Here is a 26,971-nt window from a genome sequence, read left to right as displayed (position 1 = left end):
GAAACAGTTGAGGTTGTAATTCTGAATTTTAAAAACTGGCTAAATGACCTTGCGGGTGCATGGGTTTTTTACACAATTTTGCCTCAATGGCCAATTATTAAACCTAAATTCAAAAGAATTGCTCGTTTTGCGCCTTTAATAGGAGTGTTAATTGGCATTTTTCAATCATTTTCTTGGCTTTTATTGAAATTCTTGAATTGGCCAAATATTTCTGTCGCTTTGATATCTATTTCAATCAGCATCTTTATAACTGGTGGACTTCATTTTGACGGTCTAATGGATACAGCTGATGGCATTGGTGCAGGTCCATCAAAGCGAATTAAGGCACTGAAAGACAGCAGAGTGGGTGCAATAGGTGTACAAAGTTTATTAATCATTTTGATGCTTCAAGTAGCAGCAATAATGAAACTTAGTTTTTACGCGCCTTTTGCCTTCCCATTAGCGTGCTTTTGGGGAAGAATATCCCAAATTTTTGCAATTGAAAATTATGAATATCTTTTGAACAAAGAATCAATCTCAAATCACCACCAAAATTGGAAAGGCCTATCTAAAGAAATAAGACCATCATTGATTATACTTTCTATCGGCATAATTATTTTCCTATACCTTAATAGTTTAAATCTATCCAATACTTTATTATTAATATACTGCATTTTATCAGGTTTTACAACTTCAATATTGATCCCACACTTAATAAATAAATCTTTAGGAGGCCATTGCGGAGATAGCTATGGAGCAAGTTTAGTCATAACAGAAACAACTAATTTATTGCTATTAAGTATCATTTTGGTTCCAAGTTAAAAATGAAAGCATTCCCTATTTCAGGTAAAGAACTTTTAAATATGCTCGGATTAACAACTAAATGTAAATCTCCACCTAATTGTCTAGCCAAATCTCTAGCCAAAGCCAAACCAATTCCACTTCCAGACATTTTCGAACCACTTTCACCCCTAAAACCTTTCTCAAAAATCTTTTCTCTTTCTTCCTCTTTGATAGGGATGCCCTCATCCCAAATACATATACCATCCTCAACTAATTCTATACCGATAGATGATTGAGGAGGGCTGTAACGAAATGCATTTTCGAGCAGATTCGCAACAATTTCGGCAATAACACCCTCTGAAATTGATCTTGATTCCATCCATTTTGGCCATACTGAAGGACTAAACCATTTCCTGCCTTGCAAATTAGCCCTAGCTTTAGCTCTTTCAATCAAAGGTTCTATCAAGCTTTTTACACTGATACTGGTCTCCGTTGGCAAAAGCGGAGGTAATAGTAATCTGTTTGATCCATCATCAGTTTGAGGTAGTTTAACTTGACTAAGTTGATCCAAAGCGGAAAGGTATTTATTAACTTGTGCTTGTTCTGTCATTAGACCTTTTAAAAGGTCTTCATGTTCGCTATCAGGGCCTATTTTCCTCAAAAGAAGTTTTGCATATGTTCCTAGTGCAGCTAATGGATTTCTTAATTGATGAACCATTAAGGATATCTGCTCCTTTTGATCATCTAATTGATCTAATAACCTTTTTCTATCCAGTTCAGACGCAAGAGAGTTAGCAAGTAAAATTGACACTGATTGCAAACGTTGATCAAGGAATTCAGGCCATTCTTCCTCAGAAGCAATTCGCTCTGCACGAATAACACCTAACAATATTGATCCCTCTTGTAACGGGTACCATCTCCTATTAGAAGAAGGAGTGCGAAGAGCAATATCAGTTTCTACTGGCTGTAATACTTTTTCTAATTTTGGCCACTGGCCAACCACCTCCAAGGTAGGAGAGCCACTATCTCCAGATCGGGCTACATAAACAACGACATGCTCCAACAGTTGATCAGCTTGAAAGCTCATCAACTGTTGTTGAACAAAATTCAAGAACCGTTCTGAATACTGCATTGAGCTCATTATGCAATCTTAGACAAGAGGAAAAAAGTATTCAAAAACTTGAAAAATTTAAAAAAAGTATTAAGATGTGAATAAAGAATTTAGATCTCTAACAGGAGGTTATCTCAAATTTAATTAAAAAGTGAGCACTTTGAGTGACTTTAAGTCTACGGAAGAGATTGATGGGTAACCTCCGTAGTCCACTTTTAATTATTTGAGAAAAACCATCCATCTCAATTGCAAATCTATTTTTCTAAAAAAACTCTAGCTTCAGCCAGAGCTAATACAAAAGCAAAGTCCCTAACTCTCTCAAACCCAATAAAGGTAGGTTTTTCATGTCAAAGAAGCGTAAAAGAATTAGCAGACGCAGACTTGCAGGTCAGCGCGTCATGTCGCATGTACCTATTTTTCATTTAGGAACAGGCCAACATAAACCTGTAACTGCAGCAAGACGATTCATTGCTGAAGAGGGCCTGTATGCACCAGCAATACTAAATGTTCGTCGTAATGAGCACACTACTGATCGTTTCTTCTGGGGAGAGAAAGGCTTATTTAGTGCTCAGTACGCTGAGGAGAATCACTTTCTTTTCCCTTCACTAAGAGTTATTGTTGAATATCTAGGTGAGGACAAAATTTTTGCTGGTTTAGAACTTACAGCAGATGATTGGGAAGAAATCGAAGAGTATGAATATGCTTTTGTTTAGCTAAGAAATTCTTGTTTAATCTTTTCTCGGCAATATTCAATTAGATCATTAGTTATTTCGTGGCCTCCATCAAAAAAATACAATTCTGATTTAACTCTATTTTTCAACAAAGTATCAAAGCTTTTTTGAGAAGCGGCTTTTGGAACTACTTGGTCAATATTTCCATGACAGAGGAAAATGGGTGGCATATCTTTTAAAGGTCTCCACTCAGGATGTGGATAAGAGCTAAGTGCAAACACTCCTTCAAATTTATTTCTTGCAGCAAGCTCTAATGCCATCGCACCACCTTGAGAGAACCCAAGTAGCAGTGTCTTATTTAAAGGTATGTTTCTAAAGCAAAGATTATTCAAACGCTTTTCAAGATCTAATACTGCATTTGGAACCTGTTCCCATTCATGAGGGTACAAAGGATACCATTGCCTACCTAGTCCACTTGGATGAGGCTGAGGAGCTGAGAGAGAAACTATTTCAAAACGCTCTTTTAACCCCTCAGTTAATAATTTTCCAACAGGTACTAGATCATTTGCATCAGCTCCCCAGCCATGAAGTAAAACTAATCTGTTTGTTGCGGATTCAGAATTTAATAAAAGTAGTTCAGTCATCTTGAATGCAATATGCCTCTTTGATGCGTAGGTTATCGAGAAGAATCAATCTCAAACAATAAAGATGTCACCCATAGCTCTGCTAAGTGTCTCAGACAAAACTGGCTTAATTCCTCTGGCTAAAGCATTAGTTAATGAATTGGGCTTCAAAATTATTTCAAGTGGCGGGACTGCAAAGTTAATTGAGAGCGCAAACCTACCTGTCACACGAGTAGCAGATTACACAGGATTTCCAGAAATTCTTGAAGGAAGGGTGAAAACACTAAATCCCAAAATTCATGGAGGAATATTGGCAAGAAGAGATAAACAAAATCATCTGGATGATTTAAAAGCACAAAATATCAATCCAATAGACCTAGTGGTTGTTAACTTATACCCATTTGAACAAACAATTTCAAAAGAAAATGTTTCGTGGGAGGAGGCAATCGAAAATATTGATATTGGCGGGCCAACAATGATACGAGCAGCCGCAAAAAACCATCAAGATGTTCTTGTAGTAACTAATCCAAGTCAATACTCAAACTTAATTGATGCATACAAATCAAAAACAATTACTAGTCAATTACGAAAAAACTATTCTCAGCAAGCTTTTGAACATACAGCTATTTATGATTTAACAATAAGTAAATGGATTGCCAACCAAATCGCCTCAAATAAAGCTTCTTGGTTGCAAAAAGTACCATTAAGGCAAGAACTTAGATATGGAGAAAATCCTCATCAAAAGGCCTCATGGTATGGAGAGCCTGAAAAAGGATGGAGTGGAGCTAATCAATTACAAGGAAAAGAATTAAGTACAAATAATCTTCTCGATCTAGAGGCTGCTTTATCTACTCTTCGTGAATTTGGATATGAAAATACTATTAGTAGAGCTTCATATCAAAAAGCAGCTGTTGTAATTAAACATACAAATCCTTGTGGAGTAGCAATTGGAGAATCTCCATATTTAGCTCTTAAAAGAGCATTAGATGGGGATAGAGTAAGTGCCTTTGGGGGCATTATTGCAATCAATTGCCCTGTTGATGAAGCTGCAGCTAAAGAACTTGAAAATATATTTATTGAATGTATTGTAGCTCCAAATTTTGATAATAATGCAAAAGAAATACTTGCAAAAAAGAAAAATCTAAGGATACTAGAATTAAAAGCTGAGTCTATTCAAAAAGCAGATAAAAATCATATAAGAAGCATCCTTGGTGGTTTATTAGTTCAAGATTTAGATGAACCAAGTATTGATCAAACAGAATGGAAAAATGTTACGAAACTAATCCCAACAAAAGAAGAAGTCAATGACCTATCTTTTGCGTGGAAAATTGTAAAACATATAAGGTCAAACGCAATAGCAGTTGCATTTAATCAGCAAAGTCTAGGGATCGGAGCGGGTCAAATGAATAGGATAGGTTCAGCAAAACTTGCATTAGAAGCCGCTGGTAGTAAATCAAAAGGTGCTGTTTTAGCTAGTGACGGTTTTTTCCCATTCGACGATACTGTCAAGATGGCAGCTGATTATGGTATCAGTTCAATTATTCAGCCCGGTGGAAGTATTAGAGATAAAGATTCTATTAACGCATGCAATGACTTAGGAATAAAAATGGTGATAACAGGAAAAAGGCACTTTTTACATTAAAATTAATTGTAAGTAATTTTATATTTTTATATATTTTATTTAGCTTTAAAATTATAATTACTTATGTACCTTTTGGATAATAAGTTATTTTATTTGATTTCCTAAATAGTGAAAGCCTTCCAGGACCAGCACATAAAAAATAAAATGATATTGCTGCATAAATTGCTGACAATTCAAATATATAATTGTGATTTTCCACTACCGCGAAAGGGAATCCCTCTAAACCAGTATCTATAAAGTGGAAATATAACGCAAATACCATAGTTGATAACAAGCCCAATGAGGACAATCTTGCCAACACCCCAGTAGCCAAACCAATTGGACAAACTATTTGAGTAACTGCAGCCATGTATGTCCAAATCACAGGATCACCAGGAAGAAAACTGAAGTATTTACCCACAACAAATTCAGCAAACCCTCCTGGATCATTTAATTTCTCCAAGCCATGATGAACCATCAACAAACTAAAACTAACCCTAAGAACTAATATTGAAAGTTCTCCAAAAATATTCACTTCCCCTTCAGGGCTCTGCACAACGACTTCAACCTTTTGTGAGTCTGAATCTTTAATATTAGAACTTGTAGGTTGAGCCATTTTCGACAAATGATTGATAGTTTATCTTACGAGAAATTGGGTCAAAATTGTGATTTATCCTAATTAATCTTTTTCACTTATTTTCATAAGCTTGTGGATAACATGCTCAACCACTCGATCAGGAGTAGAGGCACCAGAGGTAATACCCACTTTAATATTGCCACTTGGAAGAAATTCCTTCTCAGTAATTAATTCACCTTCAAGTGGCATATGAGTAATAGTATTTGTCTCTTCTCCAATTCTCTCAGGAGTATCAATATGAAAAGAGCGAATACCCCTACTCACAGCTATTTCTTGAAGGTGGGTAGTGTTTGAGGAGTTATAACCACCAATAACAACCATAAGATCAAGAGGTTCATCCACTAGAGAAAACATTGCTCCTTGTCTTTCCTCCGTGGCATCACAAATGGTATTGAAAGCAAGAAAATGTTCATTTAATTCAGCTGGACCATATTGTTTTAACATCGTTTTTTCGAATAATTTTCCTATTTCTTCTGTTTCACTTTTCAGCATTGTTGTCTGATTCGCGACCCCAATTCTTTTCAAATCTTTATCTGGGTCAAACCCAGCTGAAGACGCTTTAGCAAACCGCTTTAAGAATTCCTCTCTATTACCATTGCCAAGAATATATTCAGCTACATAGTTGGCTTCATCCAAGTCAAATACAACTAAATAAGTTCCTGCGAAAGAACTAGTGGCAAGTGTTTCTTCATGTTTATATTTTCCATGAATTATGGAAGTAAATGTATGTTTTTTATGCTTTTCAACGGTATGCCAAACTTTTGAAACCCATGGACAAGTCGTATCAATGATGTGACAGCCTCTATCATGCAACATTTTCATATCTTGAACTGTTGCACCAAATGCAGGAAGAATTACAACATCTCCATCTTTTACGCCTGAAAAGTCTTTGATACCTTTCTCCTCAGTAATAAATAGAACATCCATTTTTCTTAGCTGATCATTTACTGAGGGGTTATGAATAATTTCATTAGTAATCCATATCTTTTCATTCGGATAGTGCTTTCTAGTCTCGTAAGCCATTGCAACAGCTCTTTCTACTCCCCAACAAAAACCAAAAGCTTCTGCAATTTTGACTTTGAGTCGACCATGTTCCAATTCATTTCCATTGTCTCTAATAGATCCGATCAATCCACTTTGATAGGCCTCCGCTAGCGCCTGAGCTCTCTTATTTGCAGAGCCAAATCCTCTCCTGTTATAACGATCCGATTTGTGAAGAGTTTGCTTGAATGCTTGAGTATCCATTTCAATTAAATAATTTAAAACAAATTGATAGGATTCTCATCACTATTAAACCACACTAAAAAAGCCCGGATATAATCCGGGCTTTTTTAAGTTTAATGTTAGAGAATTAAACAAGTTAACTAACTAGAAGCAAAGTCAGGATAAGCCTCCATTCCATGCTCACCGATATCAAGACCTTGGGTCTCTTCTGCTTCGCTAACTCTGATTCCTCCGAAGAAGCCACCAATAATTTGCCAAGCAATCCAGCATGTAACAACAGTCCAGATACCATAAGCAGCTGCACCTAATGCTTGAATAAAGAATTGGTTAATTCCTCCTCCATTAAGAAGACCAATTCCTGCTGCACCTGGGTCCATGCCATCAACGCCCCAAAGTCCGATAACTACTGTTCCCCAAACACCGCAAACGCCGTGAACCGAGAAAGCACCAACTGGATCATCAATACCTGCAGAATCTAAGGCAGCTACTGCGATTACTACGATCAATCCACCTACCGCACCAGCAAGCCAAGATCCAGCAAAAGTCATGTTGCCGCAACCAGCAGTGATACTTACTAAGCCAGCAAGAATACCATTGATGATCATGGTTAGATCAGGCTTACCAGAAGTAATGGTAGATAGAACTGTAGCCGCAATTGCACCACCAGCTGCTGCCAATGTTGTTGTCACGGCAACGTAAGCAACATATTGATCCATTGCTAATTCGGAACCAGGATTAAATCCATACCAACCAATCCAAAGAATTAGCGCTCCTAAAGTTGCAATAGCCATATTGTGACCAGGCATAGCTTGGGCTTTGCCATCAACAAATTTGCCGATTCGTGGTCCAAGAAGCATTGCCCCAACAAGACCTGCCCATCCTCCAACAGAGTGAACGATAGATGAGCCAGCAAAATCAATAAAGCCAAGTTCAGCAAGCCATCCACCATTCCACTGCCAGCTACCAGCTATTGGGTAGATAAAAGCAGTTAAAACTATAGAGAAAACGACAAATTCACCAAATTTGACTCTCTCAGCAACTAATCCAGAAACAATAGTTGCAGCTGTACCAGCAAAAGCAGATTGGAAAAGAAAATCAACTGCTGGAACAAGACAACCTGTATCACCAGCAGCTGCACACTCTAATGCACCTGAGGGATCAGGATCAACAAACAAGCCTTGGAAATAAAGCCATCCATCAATTACTGAACCGCCATACATTAGGGAATAGCCAATAACCCAATAGGCCGTAACAGCAAGAGCAAAAACAAATAGGTTTTTAGCTAATATGTTTACCGCATTTTTTTGGCGACACATACCAGCTTCAACCATTGCAAATCCTGCGTTCATAAAAATAACGAGGATTGTGGCTATAAATAACCAAAGATTGTCTGCCAAGAATGCAGCAGCTTGAGGTCCAGTCAAATCTGAAAGTGCAACCTCAGCTCTAGCAGAGAAAGTGAATACACCTAATCCTAAAAGTGCCAATGGGACAGACGCTAGCCAAGCCCAAGATTGACTTCTTCTAAAACCTTTAATGCTTCTTAAAAGAAGCATTGGCCCGTTCAAAAGACTTGCGTCTTGAAGACGAGAAGTAATTCGCCTTGGAGGCGATTGCAAAGCAGTGGTCATAAATGATGCTTACTTCGAAAAAAAGAAATGGATAGTTAGTCCAAAATTTATACAATTAATAATATGTATGCAACTGATGTTGACAAGATGTAGGTGTTGATACAAAAAAACAGTTTGGTGCTACAGATATGTTCTTATTTACACATTTTTAGTGTGAATTGATTAACTTTTCAAATTATTTTTATTTCCCACAATTAAAAATAAAAATAAGAAACTAGTTCAAATAGTTCAAATAGTTCAAATAGTTGTTCTTAATTATCCTATTCTAAATGTTTTATTTTTGTGAAATCTGAAAGGGTTTAATACCTTCCCAGGTTATGTGGTCTGAAAAGAAACCAAATGAACATGGAATAACCTCTACACCCTTAGATATTGCCTCTCTGAATAATTCCCCATACAATTGATCTGCCAAATCACAAGGTGCAAAAGTCTCCAAATCATTCCTACTAATACAAGGAATCAAAACCGCTCTTGAATTAGTACAAATACTCATTAACTCCTTCAAATGTTTTTGACCTCTTGTCGTTACCGTGTCCGGGAACAAAGCCAATGTTTTTTCACACCAAGTTGTATTTTTAACCTCTACATAAATATTTCTACTATCTGAGTTACTTGCGCCTGGCTTAAGCAATAAATCAATTCGACTTTTACCTTCTAAACCATATTTAACTTCAGGCTTAATATTTGCAATTAAACCCAATTGTTTCTCTAAGCCATTCGCCTCAATTAAATTCCTAATCAATTTATTAGGTAAAGATGTGTTGATACCAACCCAGCATCTCTTCAGCTCATTATGACTTGGCACCTCAGCTTGCTCCCAAGACCAATCTAATTTACGTTTAGGCGAAGGAGAGTACTTAAGCCTGACTCGACCACCAGGCCACAAAACCCCTTTCATTGGTCCAGTATTTGCACAATGAGCGGTAACAATTTCACCATCAGCCAACTCAACATCAGCCAAAAATCTCTTATATCTCTTAATTAAGACCCCCTCTACAAGAGGGGCAAACTTAATAATGGTTTTCCCAATCTCAATCACTTAATTAACATCCAATTAAAACAAGAACTACAAAATATTCTAGAAAAATGGAAGCTCTCTTTTTTCAAATCTAACATGCCGAAATCAATCAAAGAAATTGCTTTCGTCGTAAGTATAGGAACTTTATTAAGCAAGTTTGTAGGGATGGCAAGGCAATTAGTTATTGCTGGAGCTTTCGGAATTAGCGCTGCATATGATGCATATAATTATGCTTATATTATACCTGGATTTTTCTTGGTTCTTTTAGGAGGTATTAATGGGCCATTGCATAACTCATTGGTTACACTATTAGCAGATAAAAACAAAGTTGATAGTAGATTATTTATTAATTCAATCAATAATATTGTATCTATAATACTATTAATAATAAGTTTTTTTATTTTCTTTTCATCCGATTTATTGATTAATTTACTTGGACCAAGTTTAACCCCAGAGATCAAAGAAATAGCGTCTTTTCAGTTAAAAATAATGTCTCCAATTATATTCTTATCTGGACTAATAGGCATAGGTTTTGGATCTCTAAATGCGAAAAAAGAATTTTTAATCCCATCTATATCTCCATTAATTTCAAGTCTAATAATTATAATTGCTGTATCAAACTTTTGGATAAATAAAGAAACTTCAGCTGATGTATATGTATTGAATTTTAAGGGAGGAGTTATCCTAGCAAAAGCAACATTCATTGGAGCTTTATCTCAATATTTAATTCAAATACCTTTTCTAATTAAAAAAGGAATTTTCACTATAAGTTTTTCAATACAAACGAAATATTCAGAATTAAAAAGAGCCTGGAGAATGATTGCCCCTGCTTCACTTTCTTCAGGTATGATTCATATCAATGTTATTACTGATTTATTCTTTGCATCAAAAATAGTTGGAGCTGCCGCCGCTCTAAGTTACGCAAACTTTATAGTTCAAGCTCCTCTTGGAATAATATCAAATTCTATTTTAATTCCATTATTACCTGTTTTTGTAAGCTTAAGAGCTCGAGAAAATCATTTAAAATTGATCAAGAAAATCCATCAAGGAGTCATCATCTCAACTTCTTCGATGACATTTCTAGGTTCAATATTTATTTCACTATCTGTCCCAATAGTAATATTAATCTATGGGAGAGGTTCATTCAATCAAAATGCCATAGATATTGTAAGCCAACTTTTGATTGCATATGGATTAGGTATGCCTTTTTATCTATTAAGAGATCTATTAGTTAGAGTATTTTATGGTATTGAAGATTCAAAAACACCATTTAAAATATCTATTATAGCAATATTATTAAATTTGTTTTTTGACTGGTTTTTAATAGGAGGAACAAGTCCTTGGGGGGAACTATCTCCAATTAACTTAGGCGTAAATGGTTTAGTATATTCAACTACATTTGTCAATTTATTTGCTTGCATACTTTTACTATTAAAATTAAATAAGAAACTAGATAATCTGAAATTATCACAAATAGTATCTCAAAATCTTAGAATTATTTTGATTGGTTTAATTTCTGGTATTAGCTCATTTTTTATTTTTAAAATAATATATTTACCCTATACTTTCTTTAATTTATTATTGAAAATAATAATCTCGTCTGGAATTAGTCTTATTATATTCTATTGTCTAGCAATTATTCTTAAAGTTAATGATATTGATAGTTTAAATAAGTATTTTAAAGATAAATTTATTCGTCTTTAAGAAAAACATCTTTTTCTGATCTTACTTTAAGTGGGATTTCTAAACAGTTCATTTCATCAGTTTTCACTCCACTAACTGAGAGAATTCTTGCTTCAATACCAAACTCTTGAAAAGCTATTTCCATCTCTTTCATCAATTCCTTTTCAACCTGTACATCAGCATCAGCAACTTTCCCTATAAGTCTTTCTCCTAAGCGACCAATTCGCTGCCTCACAACCTCTCTGGCATTAGTCACCTGGATGATTAGCAAGAATACAAAAGCAATTGATCAAATCTTATCTGCAATAGGGTTCTAAAATCTCCTCAAGGTCAAAAAATTGATTTGGTGGAATTAATTTTGATAATGGCAATTTGGTTTTACCTCCGCCAAGTTTTACTTGAATCGCTTCAAGACCTTTTCTAGCTGCAACATTTGAACCTTGATCAAAGTTAGCCTGACATTCAATAGCTAAGTCCTTTGCAAGCCCAGCATCGCCTAAATAAAGGTTCCAATTTCCAACTTGAATAAATAATCTGTCAGCTATTGAAACTGCCAGCTCATTAATTTGTGATGAATCTATAGAAGTAGTCATAAAAACTTAGTTTTTTATTATTAGTGACCTTAGATAGAAATTGGTTACTATCTCAAAAAAATAATTAATGGAAAAATAACTTTTTCAGTTTCATAATCGTATTTCAATCAATTTCAAGGCATAGATACAAACATATTTTCCTATTCTTCGGAGTCAATCTGATATTGTTTTTTTATGCGCCTGTAGCTCAGCGGATTAGAGCATCTGACTACGGATCAGAGGGTCGGGAGTTCGAATCTCTCCAGGCGCGTTTGAAAAATTTGTAAATCCTTATATAAACAGAAAATAAGAGAAAGTTTTTTCTCATTAGACTAAACATATGTCTACTATCACATCATGAATAAAAGAATAAAGTGACTATTCAATCTTCTTTGATGGAATGTGATCCAAGTATTGCGAAATTAATAAACAATGAATTATCAAGACAAGAAACTCATTTAGAACTTATTGCAAGTGAGAATTTCGCCTCAAAGGCGGTAATGGAAGCACAGGGATCAGTCCTAACAAATAAATATGCTGAAGGACTACCCAACAAAAGATATTACGGAGGATGTGAATATATCGATGGAATTGAGCAGTTAGCAATAAAGAGAGCAAAAAACCTTTTTGGTGCTAACTGGGCAAATGTCCAACCACACAGCGGAGCACAAGCTAACTTTGCAGTTTTTCTAAGCCTTCTCAAGCCTGGTGACACAATCATGGGAATGGACCTATCTCATGGAGGTCACCTCACACATGGTTCACCTGTAAATGTCAGTGGCAAATGGTTTAAGACATGCCACTACGAAGTTGATAAAACGACCGAAATACTCGATATGGATGCAATCAGAAAAAAAGCAATTGAAAATCAACCAAAGCTAATTATTTGTGGATTCTCTGCGTATCCAAGAAAAATTGACTTCGAGGCTTTTAGATCAATAGCTGATGAGGTCAAGGCTTATTTATTAGCTGATATTGCTCACATTGCTGGTTTAGTGGCCAGTGGTCTTCACCCAAGTCCAATCCCATATTGTGATGTAGTTACAACAACCACTCACAAAACTCTCAGGGGGCCCAGGGGGGGACTAATACTATCAAAAGATGAAGAGCTTGGGAAAAAGCTCGATAAGGCAGTATTCCCAGGCACCCAAGGAGGTCCCTTAGAACATGTAATAGCAGCCAAGGCTGTGGCATTCAAAGAAGCCTCTGAATCCGAATTCAGGCTCTACAGCCAAAGAGTAATCTCAAATGCACAAGTTCTTTCCAATCAACTGCAAAAAAGAGGTATTTCTGTTGTAAGCAAAGGGACTGATAATCATATTGTTCTTCTTGACCTTAGAAGTATTGGTATGACAGGTAAAGTTGCTGATCAGTTAGTTAGTGATATCAAAATAACCGCAAACAAAAATACTGTACCTTTTGACCCCGAATCCCCATTTGTTACTAGTGGGCTAAGGCTAGGGTCAGCAGCTCTCACGACAAGGGGTTTTGATGAAAAGGCCTTTGAGGATGTTGGAAATATAATTGCAGATAGACTACTTAACCCTAACGATGAAAAAATAAAGGAAGCCTCAATCCAAAAAGTATCTGAACTTTGTAATAAGTTTCCTTTATATAGTGAAAACATTTAAAGAAATAAATATTAACAATAAAAATAAATTCGGAGCAGAAGTTTTATGCATTGGGAGTGAAATACTTCTAGGAAATATCGTTAATACTAATTCTCAATGGATAGCAGAGCAACTAGCAATTTTAGGTATTCCTCATTTCAGACAAACCGTTATCGGAGATAACTCTGCGAGATTAAAAGAAGCAATACTTGAGGCGTCTAATCGATCAGCAATTCTAATCACAACAGGTGGTCTTGGACCCACACCTGATGATATAACAACGCAGGTAATCGCTGATGCTTTTAACACACCACTAGAACAAAGAAATGATATTTTGCTTGATTTGAAAAACAAATTAAGAGATAAAACAAGTAAATTATCTGAGAGTCAAAAAAAGCAATCCTTAGTCCCAAAAGGTTCTAAAATAATAAATAATTACTCAGGCACAGCTCCTGGAATCATATGGAGTCCAAAGAATAATTTTACAATTCTTACTTTCCCTGGAGTTCCAAGTGAATTAAAAGGAATGTGGATTAATGAAGCAGAAAAATGGTTAATTAATAATAATTTCTCTAAAAAAATTATCTCTAGCAAAGTTCTACATTTCGCGGGTATAAGTGAATCATCACTAGCTGAAAAAATCACACATTTACTTAAAGCAAATAACCCTACTGTTGCTACTTATGCAAGTACCGGAGAAGTAAAGGTACGCATCACAGCAAATGGAGATAATTTAGAAGAAACTAATAAATTGATAAAACCTATCGAAAAAGAGTTAACTCAAGTCACTGGATTTAAATGCTTTGGAGTAGATAATGTAACTCTTGAAAAAATAGTATTTAAATTATTACTGAAAAGAAAAGAAACAATTGCTGTTGCAGAATCATGCACGGGAGGTGGAATAAGTTATCAACTTAGCAAAATTCCTGGATCTTCAAAAATTTTCCATGGAGGCGTTATCGCATACAACAATTCGATCAAGCAAAGAATATTAGGTGTCCCTGAGGAATTAATTAATACCTATGGTGCAGTCTCAAAGCAAGTAGTTGAATCAATGGCAGAAGGTGTCCAAAAAACATTCAAAGTTAACTGGGCTATATCTGTCAGTGGAATTGCAGGGCCGACTGGAGGAAGTAAATTAAAACCAGTTGGTCTAGTCAATTTTTGTATTAAGGGTCCAAAGACTCTCATCACATGGGAGGAAAGATTTGGATCTCATAAGACAAGAGAAGATATTCAAAAATTAAGCGTTTTAAATGCTCTTGATAGATTACGTTTATCTATAATCATGGACAACTAAGTCCTAATTTTTGGATTTGACAGTTGAGTACTGGAACCCTCTACGACAAAGTTTGGAACTTCCATCAGGTAAAACAGCTACCTGGAGGATCAACGCAACTTTTTGTTGGCCTTCATTTAATTCACGAAGTTACAAGCCCACAAGCATTTTCGGCTCTTAAAGAAAAAAATCTTGAAGTAAAATTCCCTAATCTAACAATTGCTACTGTTGATCATATCGTTCCAACATTAAATCAACAGCGTCCTTTTAGTGATCCTCTCGCAGAGGAAATGCTGGCTACTTTAGAAAAAAATTGCAAAACCAATGGAATAAAATTTCATGGTATTGGAAGCAATTCCCAAGGCGTAGTTCATGTTATGGCTCCGGAATTAGGACTAACCCAACCTGGGATGACGGTAGCTTGCGGAGATTCGCATACCTCAACGCATGGAGCATTTGGAGCAATTGCATTTGGCATTGGAACAAGTCAAGTTCGAGATGTTTTAGCAAGTCAAAGTTTGGCGATGAAAAAATTAAAAGTAAGAAGAATATGGGTAGATGGTTCATTGCAGAAGGGAGTTTATGCCAAAGACCTTATTCTTCATATCATCCGTTTGCTTGGTGTCAAAGGAGGGGTTGGATTTGCCTATGAATTTGCTGGCCCTGCCATAGAAAAACTTTCAATGGAAGGAAGAATGACCATATGCAATATGGCTATTGAAGGGGGTGCAAGATGTGGATATATCAATCCAGATGAAACTACTTTTGAATATCTTAAAGGGAAAGAATATTCTCCCAAAGGTCAAGAATGGGATAACGCTATTAAGTGGTGGAAAAGTTTAGTTACTGATTCAAAAGCCAAATTTGATGATGAGATTCAATTGGATGGATCATCTATAGAACCCACAGTTACTTGGGGTATAACTCCTGGTCAAGGTATTTCAATCAAAGAAAAAATTCCAAATCCTGAAGAACTACCAAAAAATGAGCAACAAATCGCTAAAGATGCATGCAAATACATGAATCTAGAAGCAGACCAACCCATAGAAGGAACATCAATTGATGTTTGCTTTATAGGTAGCTGCACGAATGGAAGATTAAGTGATCTCCAAGAGGCATCAAAAATTGTTAAAGGTCGGAAAGTCTCTGCAGGAATTAGAGCTTTTGTCGTGCCCGGCTCCCAAAAGGTTGCTAAAGAGGCCAGGCAAAAAGGAATAGATAAGATTTTCCTTACAGCAGGTTTTGAATGGAGAGAGCCAGGTTGTTCAATGTGCCTAGCAATGAATCAAGACAAGTTAGAAGGAAGACAAATAAGCGCTAGCTCAAGTAATCGAAATTTTAAAGGGAGGCAAGGGTCTGCAAATGGAAGAACCTTATTGATGAGTCCAGCCATGGTTGCAGCTGCTGCAATCAATGGGAAGGTTACGGATGTAAGAAAATTACTCCAAGAATAAAACTACAAATAACGTTATACATCAATGAAACAGGAATTTCCAAAAGGAGAAATCAATTCAATTAAAGGCCGCAGCTTGGTAATCAAAGGCGATGATATTGATACTGACAGAATTATTCCAGCAAGATTTCTCAAATGTGTAAGTTTTTCCGCATTAGGAGAACAAGTCTTTGCAGATGATAGAAAAGAACTGAAAGGCAAACACCCTTTTGATCTAGACCAGCATAAAGGAAGCAATATTCTTGTAGTTAATGATAATTTTGGCTGTGGTTCAAGTCGCGAACATGCCCCACAGGCTCTTATGAGATGGGGAATAAGATTAATTATCGGTGAAAGTTTTGCTGAAATTTTCTTTGGGAATTGTCTTGCACTTGGCATACCTTGCATGACGTCCTCAAAACAAGAAATTACGAAATTACAAAACCTAGTTAATGAGAACTGCAATCAAATTTGGGATTTTAATCTTAAGGAACTTTCAATTTCCAATCAAAAAGAAATCTTTAGACTCGATTTGGAAGGGGGAGCATACAAAATGCTTTCTTCAGGGAAATGGGATGCCACTTCTCAACTATTAGATGAAGAGGAAAAAATCAATACTACAGTCAAAAATCTACCCTATTTAAATAATTTCAAAGAAGAAATCTAAAATACTGGATTTACAGAATTACCAAATTTAAATCCATTTATACGAAAATATATTCCACCGGCATCATTATTGGGATGATAGTAAATTCCACATTCGTAAGATCTTTTATGCAATAAAAGGCCTAACTTTGTATCATAATATTCTCTATAATTTATCGAACCATTATCAATATTTAAATTAGAGACCACATCAAAGATTAAAGGTCCATATATTTGTTGCATTAAACTTATATTTAGCGTTTTCAAATCAATAGCGTTGTCAAACTTAAATGGACTATTTCCAAACTTAACTTTCACACCTGGCATAACCGAGATTTTTGTATAATCAAGAAAATTTCTCTCTAAAGTTCCTAGTCTAACTTCAGGGCCAAGACTCAGCTTTAGAAAGCCCTGATCCATTGAATTTATATAGTTAAAATAGGCTGAATTAATATTAGTTCTGAAGACTAGTTCAGGGTTAATTAAAACAGGAGATAAAATCGTCTCTTTCTTTCTATAAAGATTTTTTGGATTACTCTTCCAGATTGGATATTCACTATCTAAAGAAACAAAAATACTAGACCGCCAATGACTTATCATTTTACTATTTTCTAATTTTTCTGATTCATATTTAGCTGTTCCTATTCGAATATTTAAGTTATTTTCAACATCACCATTTTTAAAAAACTTCGTCTTTTCAATAAAACCTCCAAATGCAGATTTGATCTCAGTTTCACCAATTGTTCCATTCCAAGCTCTAGATCTATAAGTAGTAAAAATATTAAAACTTGAGTCTTCTAGAACAGGCATTCTAAAATACCTTCTTAAAGTACTTGAATGCCTTAAAGCACTGAAAAATCTATATGTATTCAATGAACTTAAATCATTTTCACTTTCTAAGCTCCAATTTTCATCACTTGCTTTTAGCCTTATATTTAAACCAAATAGATCAGAAAGATTAATATTTTTACTCTGACTATTTTTATAACTATAAGTTTTACCTAGAATAGCTCTATTAATCAAGAACTGAGGTTGAAAGTCAAGTTCTATATTATTAATATTTTTGGTATTACTTCTTCTTGCAAAAACTAGTCCATCACGATCTTTAGCATCAAATATAAATTGAAATTTACTTTTCTTTTTCTTTTTTTCTCCAAAAATTCTTTTACCTAAAAAAATCTTTGTTCTATTCTCAAGAATTAAATTAGTTTTAGAACTAGTAATAAGTAATTTACCATCCTCATCTTCTTTTGCGATCACATCAATTCCCTCAAAAGAGATTTGAGGAGGGTCTAATGGGTCATTCGTAAAAATAATTTTGTTAGATCTCCAACCACTCTCCTTAATATTTATTAAGTTAGATTTAAATCTCCAGTTATTAATTGAACCTATCGATTTATTAGATCTCGTTACTTTGTTTTCTGGCAATTTTATATTTCCAAAAGCAAATTCTATTCCATCATCATAAGTATTTATTTCTTTATTATTAGTACTATTTTGATCTTCATTCTGATTTGAATTAGTATCAAGTTTTAAATCATCTAATACATTTTTCACACCTAATAACCCATATGTTTCTTTAATAAGTCCTTCTTTCTTTAAAAGATTATAATTAAATTCTTTAGCTCTAAAATATTGCCCTCCTTTGCTGAATCTGATATTGCCTTCAGCAGATAAAACACCAGTTAATTTGTCATAGCTTAATGAGTCTGCTCTTAAAATTCCACCATTTATTAGAGCCTTTACATTCCCCTCTGCTAGAAAAATATTTTGATCATAATCATATTGCTTATCAGCAAAAATTTTAAGAGTTAAAAATATATCTTTTAATTCTGATTTTCTTACTGAGGATCTTTTAGAGGTTTCAATTAAATTACCTAAAGAAAAATTATAATTCTTATTTATAAACGATGTTTCAGCAAACGTCTCCTTTCCACTAGAAATCTCACATAGAGACATTAAAGTAATAAACCCAAGAATCCTAAGGTTTAATGACAATAGAAAATTCTTCTTCGCCGCCAAATGACTTAAGCCGACGAAAATGATGATACCGAATAAAGCAATTACAGGGGCTTGTTTAGTCCAGTAATTTGCGTGTCATTTTTAGTCCTGAGGACTTTCCAAATCCTTTCTATTGGGTGTCCTTGTTGGATCACTTGCCAAGAAACCAAATAAAAAGATCCCGACAAAGAAAAAGACGACCGTATAAACGGAAATCTTGAGGGCAAGCATGAATCCGAACCAACTAAATAGAAATTAAACCTATCCTATTAAGTCAATAACTCCAATGAAAAAACCAAAGGTGTTACAGACTTTTGGAAATGGAAAAATCTTTTATCCCTCGAAGACAGCCCAAAAGCCAATAAATGCAGGAAATATGGATAGAAAGATCAATTTTTTTTTTGTTGTAATAATTTCTCAAATCCTTGAATTCCTTTTTTTTGTAATTTTTCTCGTTTTTAAGCTTGTTTTTCGATCACTTTTAATAAATTTCATCTTTTTTTGGTTCATTCCATCACAAGTTTCTACAGTCTCTTCTTCTTTTGGACAAGTTCTCATACAATATCTTGACTCATACAAATCTGAGCTAAGAGAAACGACATGGGACAAAAAACAGCACTTGGATCTTTGCTTAAATCCATTGGAAATTCTGGACAAGGTAAAGTTGTACCTGGTTGGGGAGCTGTACCAGTAATGGCCTTTATTGGGATTTTACTACTGGTTTTTCTAGTGATTATGCTCCAAATTTATAACCAGTCACTTCTATTACAAGGTTTTTCCGTCGACTGGAACGGCTGAATTGATTAAATTCTGAGCAGTTGAGATTCGCCCATGAATATTTTTGGGGTTGGTTTGCCCGAAATAGCAGTAATTGCCGGATTGGCACTTGTTATTTTTGGTCCAAAACGTCTTCCTGAACTTGGGCGAACTATTGGAAAGACTCTTAAAGGTCTTCAAAGTGCCTCTACAGAATTTGAGCGTGAAATAAAAAACGCCATGACTGAAGAAGAATCTTCAAATGAAAACATTGTCGACAAAGAAAATTAATTTCTCCAAAAATATTTAAATATTTCTAATTTTTAGACACAACAACTATTCTTTTCAATTGGTATGCTTTCCGATGAATTGAAATTATTAGTTGGCTTAGGCAATCCTGGAGCTGACTACAATAAAACTCGTCATAATGTTGGGTTTATGGTGATAGAAGAAATTGCGAAGAAAAAAAATTGTAGCTTTCGTGAAAGCAAAAAACTCTTTGGGAAAACTTGTGAATATGGAACTGGTATCAAAAAAACAAGGCTTTTAATGCCTAATACATATATGAATGAAAGTGGAAAATCAGTAAGATCAGCAAAGGATTGGTTTAATTTTGAAAATCATCAATTCATAGTTCTAGTTGATGACATGGATCTACCCCTGGGAAAAATCCGAGTCCGTTCTAAAGGGAGTTCAGGCGGCCATAATGGATTAAAAAGTATTATTAAACATCTTGGTACAAATGAGTTTAAGCGCTTAAAAATTGGTATAGGCCCGCCAAGTGATAATCAAAAAGAAAGAAAATCTAAAACTGTTTCTCACGTTTTAGGTAGATTTTCAAAAGAAGAATTTATAATTTTAAATTGCATTATTCAGGAAATAATTAGTTGTATTGAATCAATCACATCTAGTAATTGGGAAAAGATAACTACTCGACTAAATTCTTATAAGTCAGAGAATTTATAATTTAAGACAAATGTATAACGAACCATCAACTACTGCATATCTTCAGATTCATAAGCAATGCTTTAATCAAAAAACAGTTGAGGGTATAGTCCGTGCTGGGGGGTTTGAATGGAATTTTATTTGGGCTTTTAACCAGGGAGAACTTTTTGTAGAACCACCACTAGGAAGAGCGCTAATAAAAGATGCGTTAGAGCGCTATTTAGTCAAAGCAGATTATAAGCTTGAGTCTGGTGGAGATTACATTTTTACAGTTAGGGCCAGGTTTTAATATCTACCTTCTCAGGCCAAATAAATGTAAAATTTAAAAAGTCTTCTAATAATATCAAAGCGACAATTGCATCAAGATTTTCAGGAGGGAAAAGAATTTCTTGTGGAAGCCAACGAATAAAGTAATTAGGAGGCCAAATTTCCCAATATCTAAATCTTGCTCTTAATGTTGAACCTGTTTCATTAACATAATTAAGGTTTAAGATTTTCTTTTGTTTTAACTTATTTTCTATCTTCGTACAGTTAGTCCCATCACCAATTATTATTTTATTAATAGAATACTTTTCATTCCAAGATGCAACAAAATCAGAAAATTTATTTAATGGTGCGATTCCTGCCTCAATAACTTTTCCAGATTTGATATCGGCCAATAACAAGCCACATTTTTTATTGCCAGGATCTACTGATATATAAAAACTCATTTATTTTTTTTTCTTAAACCTTTTTCTAAAGATTCTAATTCAAATGATACTGAGACCTTATCTGCACTTTGACTGTTATTAAGAGCCCTAGCAATAATTTGAAAATCTCCCTTTTTTCTACTAACTAGGTATTTCCCTAAATTATTAATTTGATTAGCATTAATTTTCAACTCGGAGCTTAATGAGCCTCTTCGCCTAACCTCAGCTAAAGTTGATGCCATTAAAAGATTAATCTTTTTAATTATAGATTCAGAATCAGAATTTAATAAAGATATCTTTTCAATAGCAATAACTTCTCCTTGACTTGTAATAATTTTATTTAATGTGACTTCTGGGAATGCATAAACATAATTTTCACCTCTAAGTATATTTCCTGCTGATTTAATCCTCACCACCCAACTTCTATTATCAGCTATTTTATTTTCAAGCTTCTGAATATCATCTTTCCGAACCAATAATATCCTTCCATATTTAGATTGATTTGTTTTTACTAAATTGAAAGCGTAAAAGTTTGCTTGCTGTAATATACTTTCTATAATTTTTTTTATATCATTATTTTTATTTATTTTGATAGTCTTAGTAGCTAAGGTCTGTCCGCTACTTATTACTACATTTCCACTTCTTAAAGCATATAAATTTTTTTCTAATTTTTTTAATTCCTTTTCACTCTCTGTAATCTTTTCTTTAATATCCTCTAATTGAAATAATCCAACTCTTAAATCTCTATCAAATGCAACCATAGTCGCAAATGAGATAGCACTAATAATACTTCCAGTAAAAACAGTTATTAAAACAGCTGTACTTTTTGGTCTTAATTTAAAAATACTCAGACGTGCTTTGCCAACTTTCGTTCCTAAGCGATCACCTAAAGTAGAAAGTATTCCACCTAGGATTAATAGTAAAAGAATTTTCAGCCAGGCAGTCACAGAAAGTAAGAAGGATAATTCATAAAGCCTTCTAAACCTTAGTATGCGATGTCCTTCAATTAAATCTTTTTGCTAAGGCTATTGGATCAAATATCGTTATTTTTTTTCTATCTATTGCCAATAATGAGGAACTTTTCAACTCACCAAGTAATCGTGTAATGGTGACTCTGGTTGAACCTATTGCTTCAGCAATAGCTTGATGAGAAAGTCTTAAATCTATTGTTACACCTTTTTCACCAGGCACACCAAAGTCCCTACACAAAACAAGCAAAAAGCTTGCAAGACGCGAAGACATATCTCTATGCGTCAAGGTTTCAATCATGGTTTCAGTCTGAAGTACACGACTTGATAAGCCTTGGAGCAATAGTAAGCCTACTGAAGCATCTTGCTCAATTGCATTCCTTACAGACGTTGCTGGCGCCGAGACGAGTTCAACACGAGTAAAAGCTACAGCATGATAAAAACGATCTGATCTATGTCCTGTAAGTAAAGATAAAACCCCAAAAAGACTATTTTCTCTCAATAAAGCGACTGTAATTTCTTCGCCTGTTTCATAGACCCGACTCAATCGAACAGCACCACGCCTGATCAAATAAACCCTTTCTGCAGGATCTCCAGGGAAAAAAATTGTTTTTGACCTATCTACGATTTCAGTAGAAACACCATCAAGAGACTTAATTACGTCTAAAAGCGTTTTGCTTGGCGGCAAAGAACTTGATGATGAATTAACCGCCATCTGGCTATTTCTTTGTTGATTGAAACGGGTAAAGCCACGATATGAGGTGACCATATTTAATTTATCGTTCAGAGAACACTAATTAGTTGTTAAAAAACGATATGTAGCCATGGCGACTTTTTTCAGCCTTGATCCCCAACTCAAGTTCTTAACCACTTAGTACCAACTCTATAAAATCAATTCCTTTCAAAACAAAATCTTCAATTGATAATAAATATTATTCAAACATTATGTTAGTTGCTTCAACTTACTAAAAACTCAAAAGAATGTTGAAGGCTAGGCATTTTTTCTTCCATACGCCACAGATAGTGTTAATTAGGTTGATTAGAAATCTTATACCGCTAGATTAGAACAGTGAAATCAAAATCGAAATGAGATGCATGCAAGATCAAGCATTAATGCTCAATCGGAGCGGACAGCATCGTCTAAGGAGTCTTCGCTTAGACCTATTCACCATAAACGATCTTTACACCTAGTTAAAGCACAAGGGCAAGTACAAATACACACCTCTACTTTTAGAGGTAGTTTTTCTGTTGTTCTTAGCGAAGCTTTACGATCTGCAGGATTGGGAAGCAAAGTTTTAATATCTCAATTTTTAAAAGGCGGAGTTAATCAAGGTCCCTCTGGAGCAATAAATCTTTGTGGCCAATTGGAGTGGGTTAGACCAGATATTGAAACTTGCTTAACAGAAGAATTGCCTAAAGAAGACATATCCTTAAAGAAAAAATATGAAGAAAAAGCTATTAAAGAACTATGGGAGTTTTGTAAAACACGTTTAGTTGAAAAAAATTTAGATAAGGTAGTGCTCGATGAAATTGGAATAGCAATTAGCCACGGTTTCATAGATGAAAATGATTTAATTTCTATGATCAATAATCGTCCATCATCTACAGATATTATTATTACAGGACCATCAATTCCTCCTAAAGTTAGTGAGATGGCTGATCAAATTACCGAATTACGCAGTAATTAAATGTTAAAGAACGATCGTTGGATTTCAAAGCAGGCATCATTAGGAATGCTGGAGCCATTTCAAGAAAAACTCATAAGACATCTTGAACCAGAAGACAAAAAATCACCTGTTTTAAGCTTTGGTTGCTCATCTTATGGATACGATTTGCGTCTTTCATCAAAAGAGTTTTTGATTTTCAGGCATGTTCCAGGAACAGTAATGAATCCAAAGAAATTTAATCCTGCAAATTTAGAACCTACTGATTTAAAAGAAGATGGGGATGGTAAATATTTTATTTTACCTGCCCACTCATATGGCCTGGGTGTTGCATTAGAGAAAATGAAAGTCCCGCCTAATATTACTGTTATTTGCCTTGGTAAAAGCACCTACGCTCGCTTGGGAATAATTGTCAATACAACTCCTGCAGAAGCAAGCTGGGAGGGTCACCTAACTCTTGAATTTAGTAATAGCTCTGGTGCTGATTGCAGGATTTATGCTGATGAGGGAATCTGTCAATTACTTTTCTTTGAAGGTGACCCTTGCGAAACTACTTATAGTGATAGGCAAGGCAAATATCAACATCAACAAGAGAGAGTAACTCTAGCAAAAGTTTAAATATGAGTCTTGTTCAATTCATAACTTCTACCCCAGATGCTGAAAAAAGCATGGCATACATTGCAAGAGTAAGTAATCCAAAAAATCAAGATAATAATAACTTCACTAAATTATTGGGATACTGCATAAAAAATGAACATTGGAGTGTCTTTGAACAGGCTTATATGACTTTACAAATAGAAACCACAAGAGGAATTGCAGCACAAATATTAAGACATCGGTCATTTACTTTTCAAGAGTTCTCACAACGTTATGCAGATAGTAGACAATTAGGAGAAATACCCATACCTGAATTAAGAAGGCAAGATAGTAAAAATAGACAAAATTCTATTTCAGATTTATCAGAAGAACTTATTAATCAATTTAATGAAAAGATAAAATGTCAATTCAATTTAAATAAACAACTTTATGAAGAGATGCTAGAAGCTGGAATAGCTAAAGAATGTGCGAGATTTGTACTTCCACTGGCCACACCAACTAGGATTTACATGACTGGGTCATGTCGTTCTTGGATTCACTACATAAATCTCCGAACTGGCCATGGGACACAAAAAGAGCATATGGATATTGCAAAAGAATGCAAAAACATTTTTATACAAGAATATCCTGTTGTTGCCTCAGCTTTAGATTGGTTAAATTAGCTATGATTCCTAGGAGCTTCAGTTTTAACAATATTATTAATTTTTCTTTCGCTGGATAAACTTTCTGATCTAAAAATACTGGAATTAGCTTCTTTAGTAAATGATGGTAATTCTGAATTATTGATTAAAGAAAGGAATATTTGATTAAGTTCACTAATTTTTCTAACCCCTAATGAAAAGCCCTTAAATTCACCCTTATCATTAAAAAAAGTAAGCTTGGGTATACCATTCACGTCGTATTTATCAATCAAATCTCGCCATCTAGAGTTATCAACATTCAATAAAACAATATTGATTTTATTGGCAGTTTGCTTTTTAAAATCTTTCATCTCAGGAGCCATTTCCTTGCAAGCTTCACACCAATCTGCATAAAATTCAATAACTGTAGGTTTTCCATTTGATAAGGCCTGTTCAGGTAAAAGGGAGTTTTTTGCTAATTGGTCAAGCATTGCATTTGATTTAAAAGCATTGCGAAAAAAGAATAACGAAATAACCAGACAAAGACTAAGAAAAACTAAAAAATATTTTTGAAAAATACTAAGGTCTTTATCTGCATTTTTAGCATCAGTCATCATAAATAATTATTTATAATAATAATTATAAACACGTATAGTGGATTTAAAATACCTAAAATTACATTAACTATAATTTACTTAACTGATGAATAATGTTCTATTTCTAATATACATTGCTCTATATATTGGAAAATTCCGCCTAAGAACGAATGACTCCCTATCTGTAAATACTTCATAAGGGTTTTTTTTAAGCCATTTCAAGCCCATTACAACTTTTCTATCAAAGTATATACTTTCATCAATAACATTAGACATATATTCAATAAGTTTATATATGTCGCTTTGAATGAAAAGTTCACCATCCTTACTCATATTTCTAGCAATCGAATTAAGAAGACTTTTTTTTAAAACTCTTCTTTTAATATGTTTTCTTTTAAACCAAGGGTCTGGGAATTGGATCGAAACTCTTTTTAATTGGTTATGATCCAAATCTGACAACCATTCATCTAAACTTATATTCACGTTGCAATATAAGAATTTTAAATTTTTCAATTCCAATCTTTTTCTTTTTCTTTCAGATGAAATCACAAGAGGTTCTCTTATCTCAAGACCTAAAAAATTCCACTTTGGATATTTTGAAGCTAATTCAATCAGGAATTCACCTTTAGCAGATCCAATATCTAAATGAATTGGATAATGAGGATCCTTGAAAAGAATAGACTTACTTGGTAGTGATAAAGGGAGCTGAAAAAATTGGCTTAAGGGGTTAACATGCTGTCTCAAAAAATGAAATCTAGTATTAATAAGTCAAATTAATACACTAGTGAGTTCATTTCAAATTTCTGAAGAAAGTTTAAAGGAAACAGAAGTTTTTATTTATTTGGCAATCGTGTATGGACATATAGAAGACATTTAGTTTTTTAACTTACGCTTTATCTAAGAATATAGAAAAAACTCTTTAATATTTAAGAATAATGATGAAAAGACTAGATAAAGACTGATAATAAACATTAGTGAGATTATTTTCTTGACTGCACCTCAATTCCAAATTCTAGTTTGGCTCTCATACAGAATTGCTGCCACTTTTGCATTTGGGCTACCTTTATTTCTATTGATTTGGGCAAAAATTTCAAATATAAGGTCTATTAATAGACTTTTATCAATTTATTGGAAAGTTTCTAGTCTTTATGTCATAAATATTCTTTTTCTCAGTGGTGATAACCAATTAGGCCAATTAATATCACTAATATCTCCCATACTAATGGTTGGTTCTATTTGGTTTTGGGTGGATCTTAATGAAGAGATTGATGATATGTCTAGATACAAACCAATTTCATTAACAACAAAAATTTGGCGATTAACCTTATCTTTTTGGGGAATAATAAATACTGGTCTTCATGTATTTAGTTGGCGTTGTTTAAATTCTATCAATGGGGACTATTGCGATACTTGGAGAGAAATACCTTACAACTCATTTATTACAACAAAAATAATTATAAAGTTTGTTTTAGATGGAAACTGGACTACAGCATTTGCTACATTTTTTGCATATTTAGCTCTTGTATTATATTTACTAGGTTTACTTCAATGGCTGCTTATCCAATTTCCCAAAAATGGTCGTTTTGCAGGTAAGTTTTAAAAATAAATTAATTTAA

The 26,971-nt window shown here is 34.3% G+C and carries 31 protein-coding genes and 1 tRNA gene; 17 read left to right on the top strand and 15 right to left on the bottom strand.

The genetic code is table 11. The features are described 5' to 3' along the window. Positions 1–78: 78 nt before the first annotated feature. A complete protein-coding gene (locus SIB53_RS05445; protein WP_413677273.1) occupies positions 79–801 on the top strand; it encodes an adenosylcobinamide-GDP ribazoletransferase in 723 nt (240 codons plus the stop codon). Here SIB53_RS05445 and SIB53_RS05440 read toward each other — a convergent pair. Next, the gene (locus tag SIB53_RS05440) at positions 782–1,894 is read right to left on the bottom strand and encodes a sensor histidine kinase (RefSeq protein ID WP_413677272.1); all 1,113 of its coding nucleotides are present in this window, start codon (positions 1,892–1,894) and stop codon (positions 782–784) included. The genes SIB53_RS05445 and SIB53_RS05440 overlap by 20 nt on opposite strands. A 323-nt stretch (positions 1,895–2,217) precedes the next feature. Between SIB53_RS05440 and SIB53_RS05435 the strand changes: the two genes are divergently transcribed. Beyond that, a complete protein-coding gene (locus tag SIB53_RS05435) occupies positions 2,218–2,586 on the top strand; it encodes a DUF3155 domain-containing protein (RefSeq protein ID WP_269612215.1) in 369 nt (122 codons plus the stop codon). On the opposite strand, the gene SIB53_RS05430 is transcribed toward SIB53_RS05435, so the two are convergent. Beyond that, complete coding sequence (locus tag SIB53_RS05430) at positions 2,583–3,188, bottom strand: alpha/beta hydrolase (RefSeq protein ID WP_413677271.1); 606 nt, start codon at positions 3,186–3,188, stop codon at positions 2,583–2,585. The two genes, SIB53_RS05435 and SIB53_RS05430, sit on opposite strands and share 4 nt — an antisense overlap. A gap of 64 nt (positions 3,189–3,252) precedes the next feature. Between SIB53_RS05430 and purH the strand changes: the two genes are divergently transcribed. After that, positions 3,253–4,809 (top strand): bifunctional phosphoribosylaminoimidazolecarboxamide formyltransferase/IMP cyclohydrolase, encoded by a 1,557-nt coding sequence (gene purH / locus SIB53_RS05425; protein ID WP_413677270.1) that lies wholly within the window; start codon positions 3,253–3,255, stop codon positions 4,807–4,809. 61 nt (positions 4,810–4,870) lie between these two features. On the opposite strand, the gene SIB53_RS05420 is transcribed toward purH, so the two are convergent. The 4 genes from SIB53_RS05420 to sfsA form a co-directional block, all read right to left on the bottom strand. Continuing rightward, the gene (locus SIB53_RS05420) at positions 4,871–5,404 is read right to left on the bottom strand and encodes a DoxX family protein (RefSeq protein WP_269604430.1); all 534 of its coding nucleotides are present in this window, start codon (positions 5,402–5,404) and stop codon (positions 4,871–4,873) included. 63 nt (positions 5,405–5,467) lie between these two features. Beyond that, positions 5,468–6,670 carry a 4-hydroxy-3-methylbut-2-enyl diphosphate reductase gene (locus SIB53_RS05415; protein WP_413677269.1) on the bottom strand — a complete coding sequence of 401 codons (1,203 nt, stop codon included), beginning with the start codon at positions 6,668–6,670 and terminating at the stop codon, positions 5,468–5,470. Between the two features lie 119 nt (positions 6,671–6,789). Continuing rightward, entirely contained in the window at positions 6,790–8,280 is a 1,491-nt protein-coding gene (locus tag SIB53_RS05410; protein WP_413677268.1) for an ammonium transporter, read from the bottom strand. 274 nt (positions 8,281–8,554) lie between these two features. Then, positions 8,555–9,319 (bottom strand): DNA/RNA nuclease SfsA, encoded by a 765-nt coding sequence (gene sfsA, locus SIB53_RS05405; RefSeq protein WP_413677267.1) that lies wholly within the window; start codon positions 9,317–9,319, stop codon positions 8,555–8,557. A 75-nt stretch (positions 9,320–9,394) separates the two neighbouring features. Between sfsA and murJ the strand changes: the two genes are divergently transcribed. Then, the gene (murJ, locus tag SIB53_RS05400; RefSeq protein WP_413677266.1) at positions 9,395–11,002 is read left to right on the top strand and encodes a murein biosynthesis integral membrane protein MurJ; all 1,608 of its coding nucleotides are present in this window, start codon (positions 9,395–9,397) and stop codon (positions 11,000–11,002) included. Here murJ and SIB53_RS05395 read toward each other — a convergent pair. Together SIB53_RS05395 and SIB53_RS05390 are read right to left on the bottom strand one after the other, a co-directional pair. Then, positions 10,989–11,252, bottom strand: coding sequence for a cytochrome-c oxidase (locus SIB53_RS05395; protein WP_413677265.1), 264 nt, complete (start codon positions 11,250–11,252; stop codon positions 10,989–10,991). The genes murJ and SIB53_RS05395 overlap by 14 nt on opposite strands. Positions 11,253–11,277: 25 nt before the next feature. Next, on the bottom strand, positions 11,278–11,574 hold the full coding sequence (locus SIB53_RS05390; protein WP_413677264.1) for a DUF3181 family protein: 297 nt from the start codon (positions 11,572–11,574) through the stop codon (positions 11,278–11,280). Positions 11,575–11,750: 176 nt separating this feature from the next. Here SIB53_RS05390 and SIB53_RS05385 point away from each other — a divergent pair. The 5 genes from SIB53_RS05385 to SIB53_RS05365 all read left to right on the top strand — a co-directional run bounded on the left by SIB53_RS05385 (position 11,751) and on the right by SIB53_RS05365 (position 16,541). Continuing rightward, a tRNA-Arg gene (locus tag SIB53_RS05385) sits at positions 11,751–11,824 on the top strand. A 124-nt stretch (positions 11,825–11,948) separates the two neighbouring features. Then, positions 11,949–13,184: a serine hydroxymethyltransferase gene (glyA, locus tag SIB53_RS05380; RefSeq protein ID WP_413679122.1), complete on the top strand. Its 1,236-nt coding sequence runs from the start codon at positions 11,949–11,951 to the stop codon at positions 13,182–13,184. Beyond that, positions 13,171–14,463 (top strand): competence/damage-inducible protein A, encoded by a 1,293-nt coding sequence (locus SIB53_RS05375; protein WP_413677263.1) that lies wholly within the window; start codon positions 13,171–13,173, stop codon positions 14,461–14,463. Before glyA ends, SIB53_RS05375 begins: the two co-directional genes overlap by 14 nt. 23 nt (positions 14,464–14,486) lie before the next feature. Then, complete coding sequence (gene leuC / locus SIB53_RS05370) at positions 14,487–15,896, top strand: 3-isopropylmalate dehydratase large subunit (protein WP_413677262.1); 1,410 nt, start codon at positions 14,487–14,489, stop codon at positions 15,894–15,896. Between the two features lie 24 nt (positions 15,897–15,920). Next, on the top strand, positions 15,921–16,541 hold the full coding sequence (locus SIB53_RS05365) for a 3-isopropylmalate dehydratase small subunit (RefSeq protein WP_413677261.1): 621 nt from the start codon (positions 15,921–15,923) through the stop codon (positions 16,539–16,541). Here the strand turns inward: SIB53_RS05365 and SIB53_RS05360 are convergent. Continuing rightward, positions 16,538–18,517 (bottom strand): DUF3769 domain-containing protein, encoded by a 1,980-nt coding sequence (locus SIB53_RS05360; RefSeq protein WP_413677260.1) that lies wholly within the window; start codon positions 18,515–18,517, stop codon positions 16,538–16,540. The two genes, SIB53_RS05365 and SIB53_RS05360, sit on opposite strands and share 4 nt — an antisense overlap. A 105-nt stretch (positions 18,518–18,622) precedes the next feature. Further along, a complete protein-coding gene (locus SIB53_RS05355) occupies positions 18,623–18,751 on the bottom strand; it encodes a photosystem II reaction center protein I (RefSeq protein WP_011294252.1) in 129 nt (42 codons plus the stop codon). 369 nt (positions 18,752–19,120) lie between these two features. Between SIB53_RS05355 and psbH the strand changes: the two genes are divergently transcribed. The 4 genes from psbH (at position 19,121) to SIB53_RS05335 (ending at position 20,510) form a co-directional block, all read left to right on the top strand. Further along, complete coding sequence (psbH, locus tag SIB53_RS05350) at positions 19,121–19,318, top strand: photosystem II reaction center phosphoprotein PsbH (RefSeq protein ID WP_413677259.1); 198 nt, start codon at positions 19,121–19,123, stop codon at positions 19,316–19,318. A 33-nt stretch (positions 19,319–19,351) separates the two neighbouring features. After that, on the top strand, positions 19,352–19,567 hold the full coding sequence (locus SIB53_RS05345) for a TatA/E family twin arginine-targeting protein translocase (RefSeq protein WP_269624218.1): 216 nt from the start codon (positions 19,352–19,354) through the stop codon (positions 19,565–19,567). 63 nt (positions 19,568–19,630) lie between these two features. Next, the gene (gene pth / locus SIB53_RS05340) at positions 19,631–20,242 is read left to right on the top strand and encodes an aminoacyl-tRNA hydrolase (protein ID WP_413677258.1); all 612 of its coding nucleotides are present in this window, start codon (positions 19,631–19,633) and stop codon (positions 20,240–20,242) included. Positions 20,243–20,252: 10 nt separating this feature from the next. Further along, complete coding sequence (locus tag SIB53_RS05335) at positions 20,253–20,510, top strand: DUF3146 family protein (protein WP_413677257.1); 258 nt, start codon at positions 20,253–20,255, stop codon at positions 20,508–20,510. Here SIB53_RS05335 and SIB53_RS05330 read toward each other — a convergent pair. From SIB53_RS05330 to ntcA, 3 genes are read right to left on the bottom strand one after another with little or no spacing between them, the layout of a single operon-like run. Then, a complete protein-coding gene (locus SIB53_RS05330) occupies positions 20,494–20,931 on the bottom strand; it encodes a hypothetical protein (protein ID WP_413677256.1) in 438 nt (145 codons plus the stop codon). The two genes, SIB53_RS05335 and SIB53_RS05330, sit on opposite strands and share 17 nt — an antisense overlap. Next, positions 20,928–21,857 (bottom strand): DUF3084 domain-containing protein, encoded by a 930-nt coding sequence (locus SIB53_RS05325; RefSeq protein ID WP_413677255.1) that lies wholly within the window; start codon positions 21,855–21,857, stop codon positions 20,928–20,930. Before SIB53_RS05325 ends, SIB53_RS05330 begins: the two co-directional genes overlap by 4 nt. A 55-nt stretch (positions 21,858–21,912) precedes the next feature. After that, a complete protein-coding gene (gene ntcA, locus SIB53_RS05320) occupies positions 21,913–22,647 on the bottom strand; it encodes a global nitrogen regulator NtcA (protein ID WP_413677254.1) in 735 nt (244 codons plus the stop codon). A gap of 322 nt (positions 22,648–22,969) precedes the next feature. Here ntcA and SIB53_RS05315 point away from each other — a divergent pair, with 322 nt between their 5' ends. The 3 genes from SIB53_RS05315 to thyX are packed head-to-tail and all read left to right on the top strand — an operon-like array spanning position 22,970 to position 24,801. After that, the gene (locus tag SIB53_RS05315) at positions 22,970–23,566 is read left to right on the top strand and encodes a cob(I)yrinic acid a,c-diamide adenosyltransferase (protein ID WP_413677253.1); all 597 of its coding nucleotides are present in this window, start codon (positions 22,970–22,972) and stop codon (positions 23,564–23,566) included. Beyond that, entirely contained in the window at positions 23,567–24,160 is a 594-nt protein-coding gene (gene dcd / locus SIB53_RS05310; protein WP_413677252.1) for a dCTP deaminase, read from the top strand. A 2-nt stretch (positions 24,161–24,162) separates the two neighbouring features. Continuing rightward, positions 24,163–24,801 carry an FAD-dependent thymidylate synthase gene (thyX, locus tag SIB53_RS05305; protein ID WP_413677251.1) on the top strand — a complete coding sequence of 213 codons (639 nt, stop codon included), beginning with the start codon at positions 24,163–24,165 and terminating at the stop codon, positions 24,799–24,801. On the opposite strand, the gene SIB53_RS05300 is transcribed toward thyX, so the two are convergent. After that, positions 24,798–25,373 carry a thioredoxin domain-containing protein gene (locus tag SIB53_RS05300; RefSeq protein WP_413677250.1) on the bottom strand — a complete coding sequence of 192 codons (576 nt, stop codon included), beginning with the start codon at positions 25,371–25,373 and terminating at the stop codon, positions 24,798–24,800. The two genes, thyX and SIB53_RS05300, sit on opposite strands and share 4 nt — an antisense overlap. A gap of 81 nt (positions 25,374–25,454) precedes the next feature. Continuing rightward, entirely contained in the window at positions 25,455–26,099 is a 645-nt protein-coding gene (gene trmB, locus SIB53_RS05295) for a tRNA (guanosine(46)-N7)-methyltransferase TrmB (protein ID WP_413677249.1), read from the bottom strand. A gap of 244 nt (positions 26,100–26,343) precedes the next feature. Here trmB and SIB53_RS05290 point away from each other — a divergent pair, with 244 nt between their 5' ends. Beyond that, positions 26,344–26,955, top strand: coding sequence for a DUF3177 family protein (locus tag SIB53_RS05290; protein ID WP_413677248.1), 612 nt, complete (start codon positions 26,344–26,346; stop codon positions 26,953–26,955). The last annotated feature ends 16 nt before the right edge of the window (positions 26,956–26,971 follow it).

Origin of the sequence: Prochlorococcus sp. MIT 0916 (assembly GCF_047305155.1) — a bacterium.
Classification (GTDB): Bacteria; Cyanobacteriota; Cyanobacteriia; order PCC-6307; family Cyanobiaceae; genus Prochlorococcus_B.
This window is presented reverse-complemented; position numbering and strand designations above follow the sequence as displayed.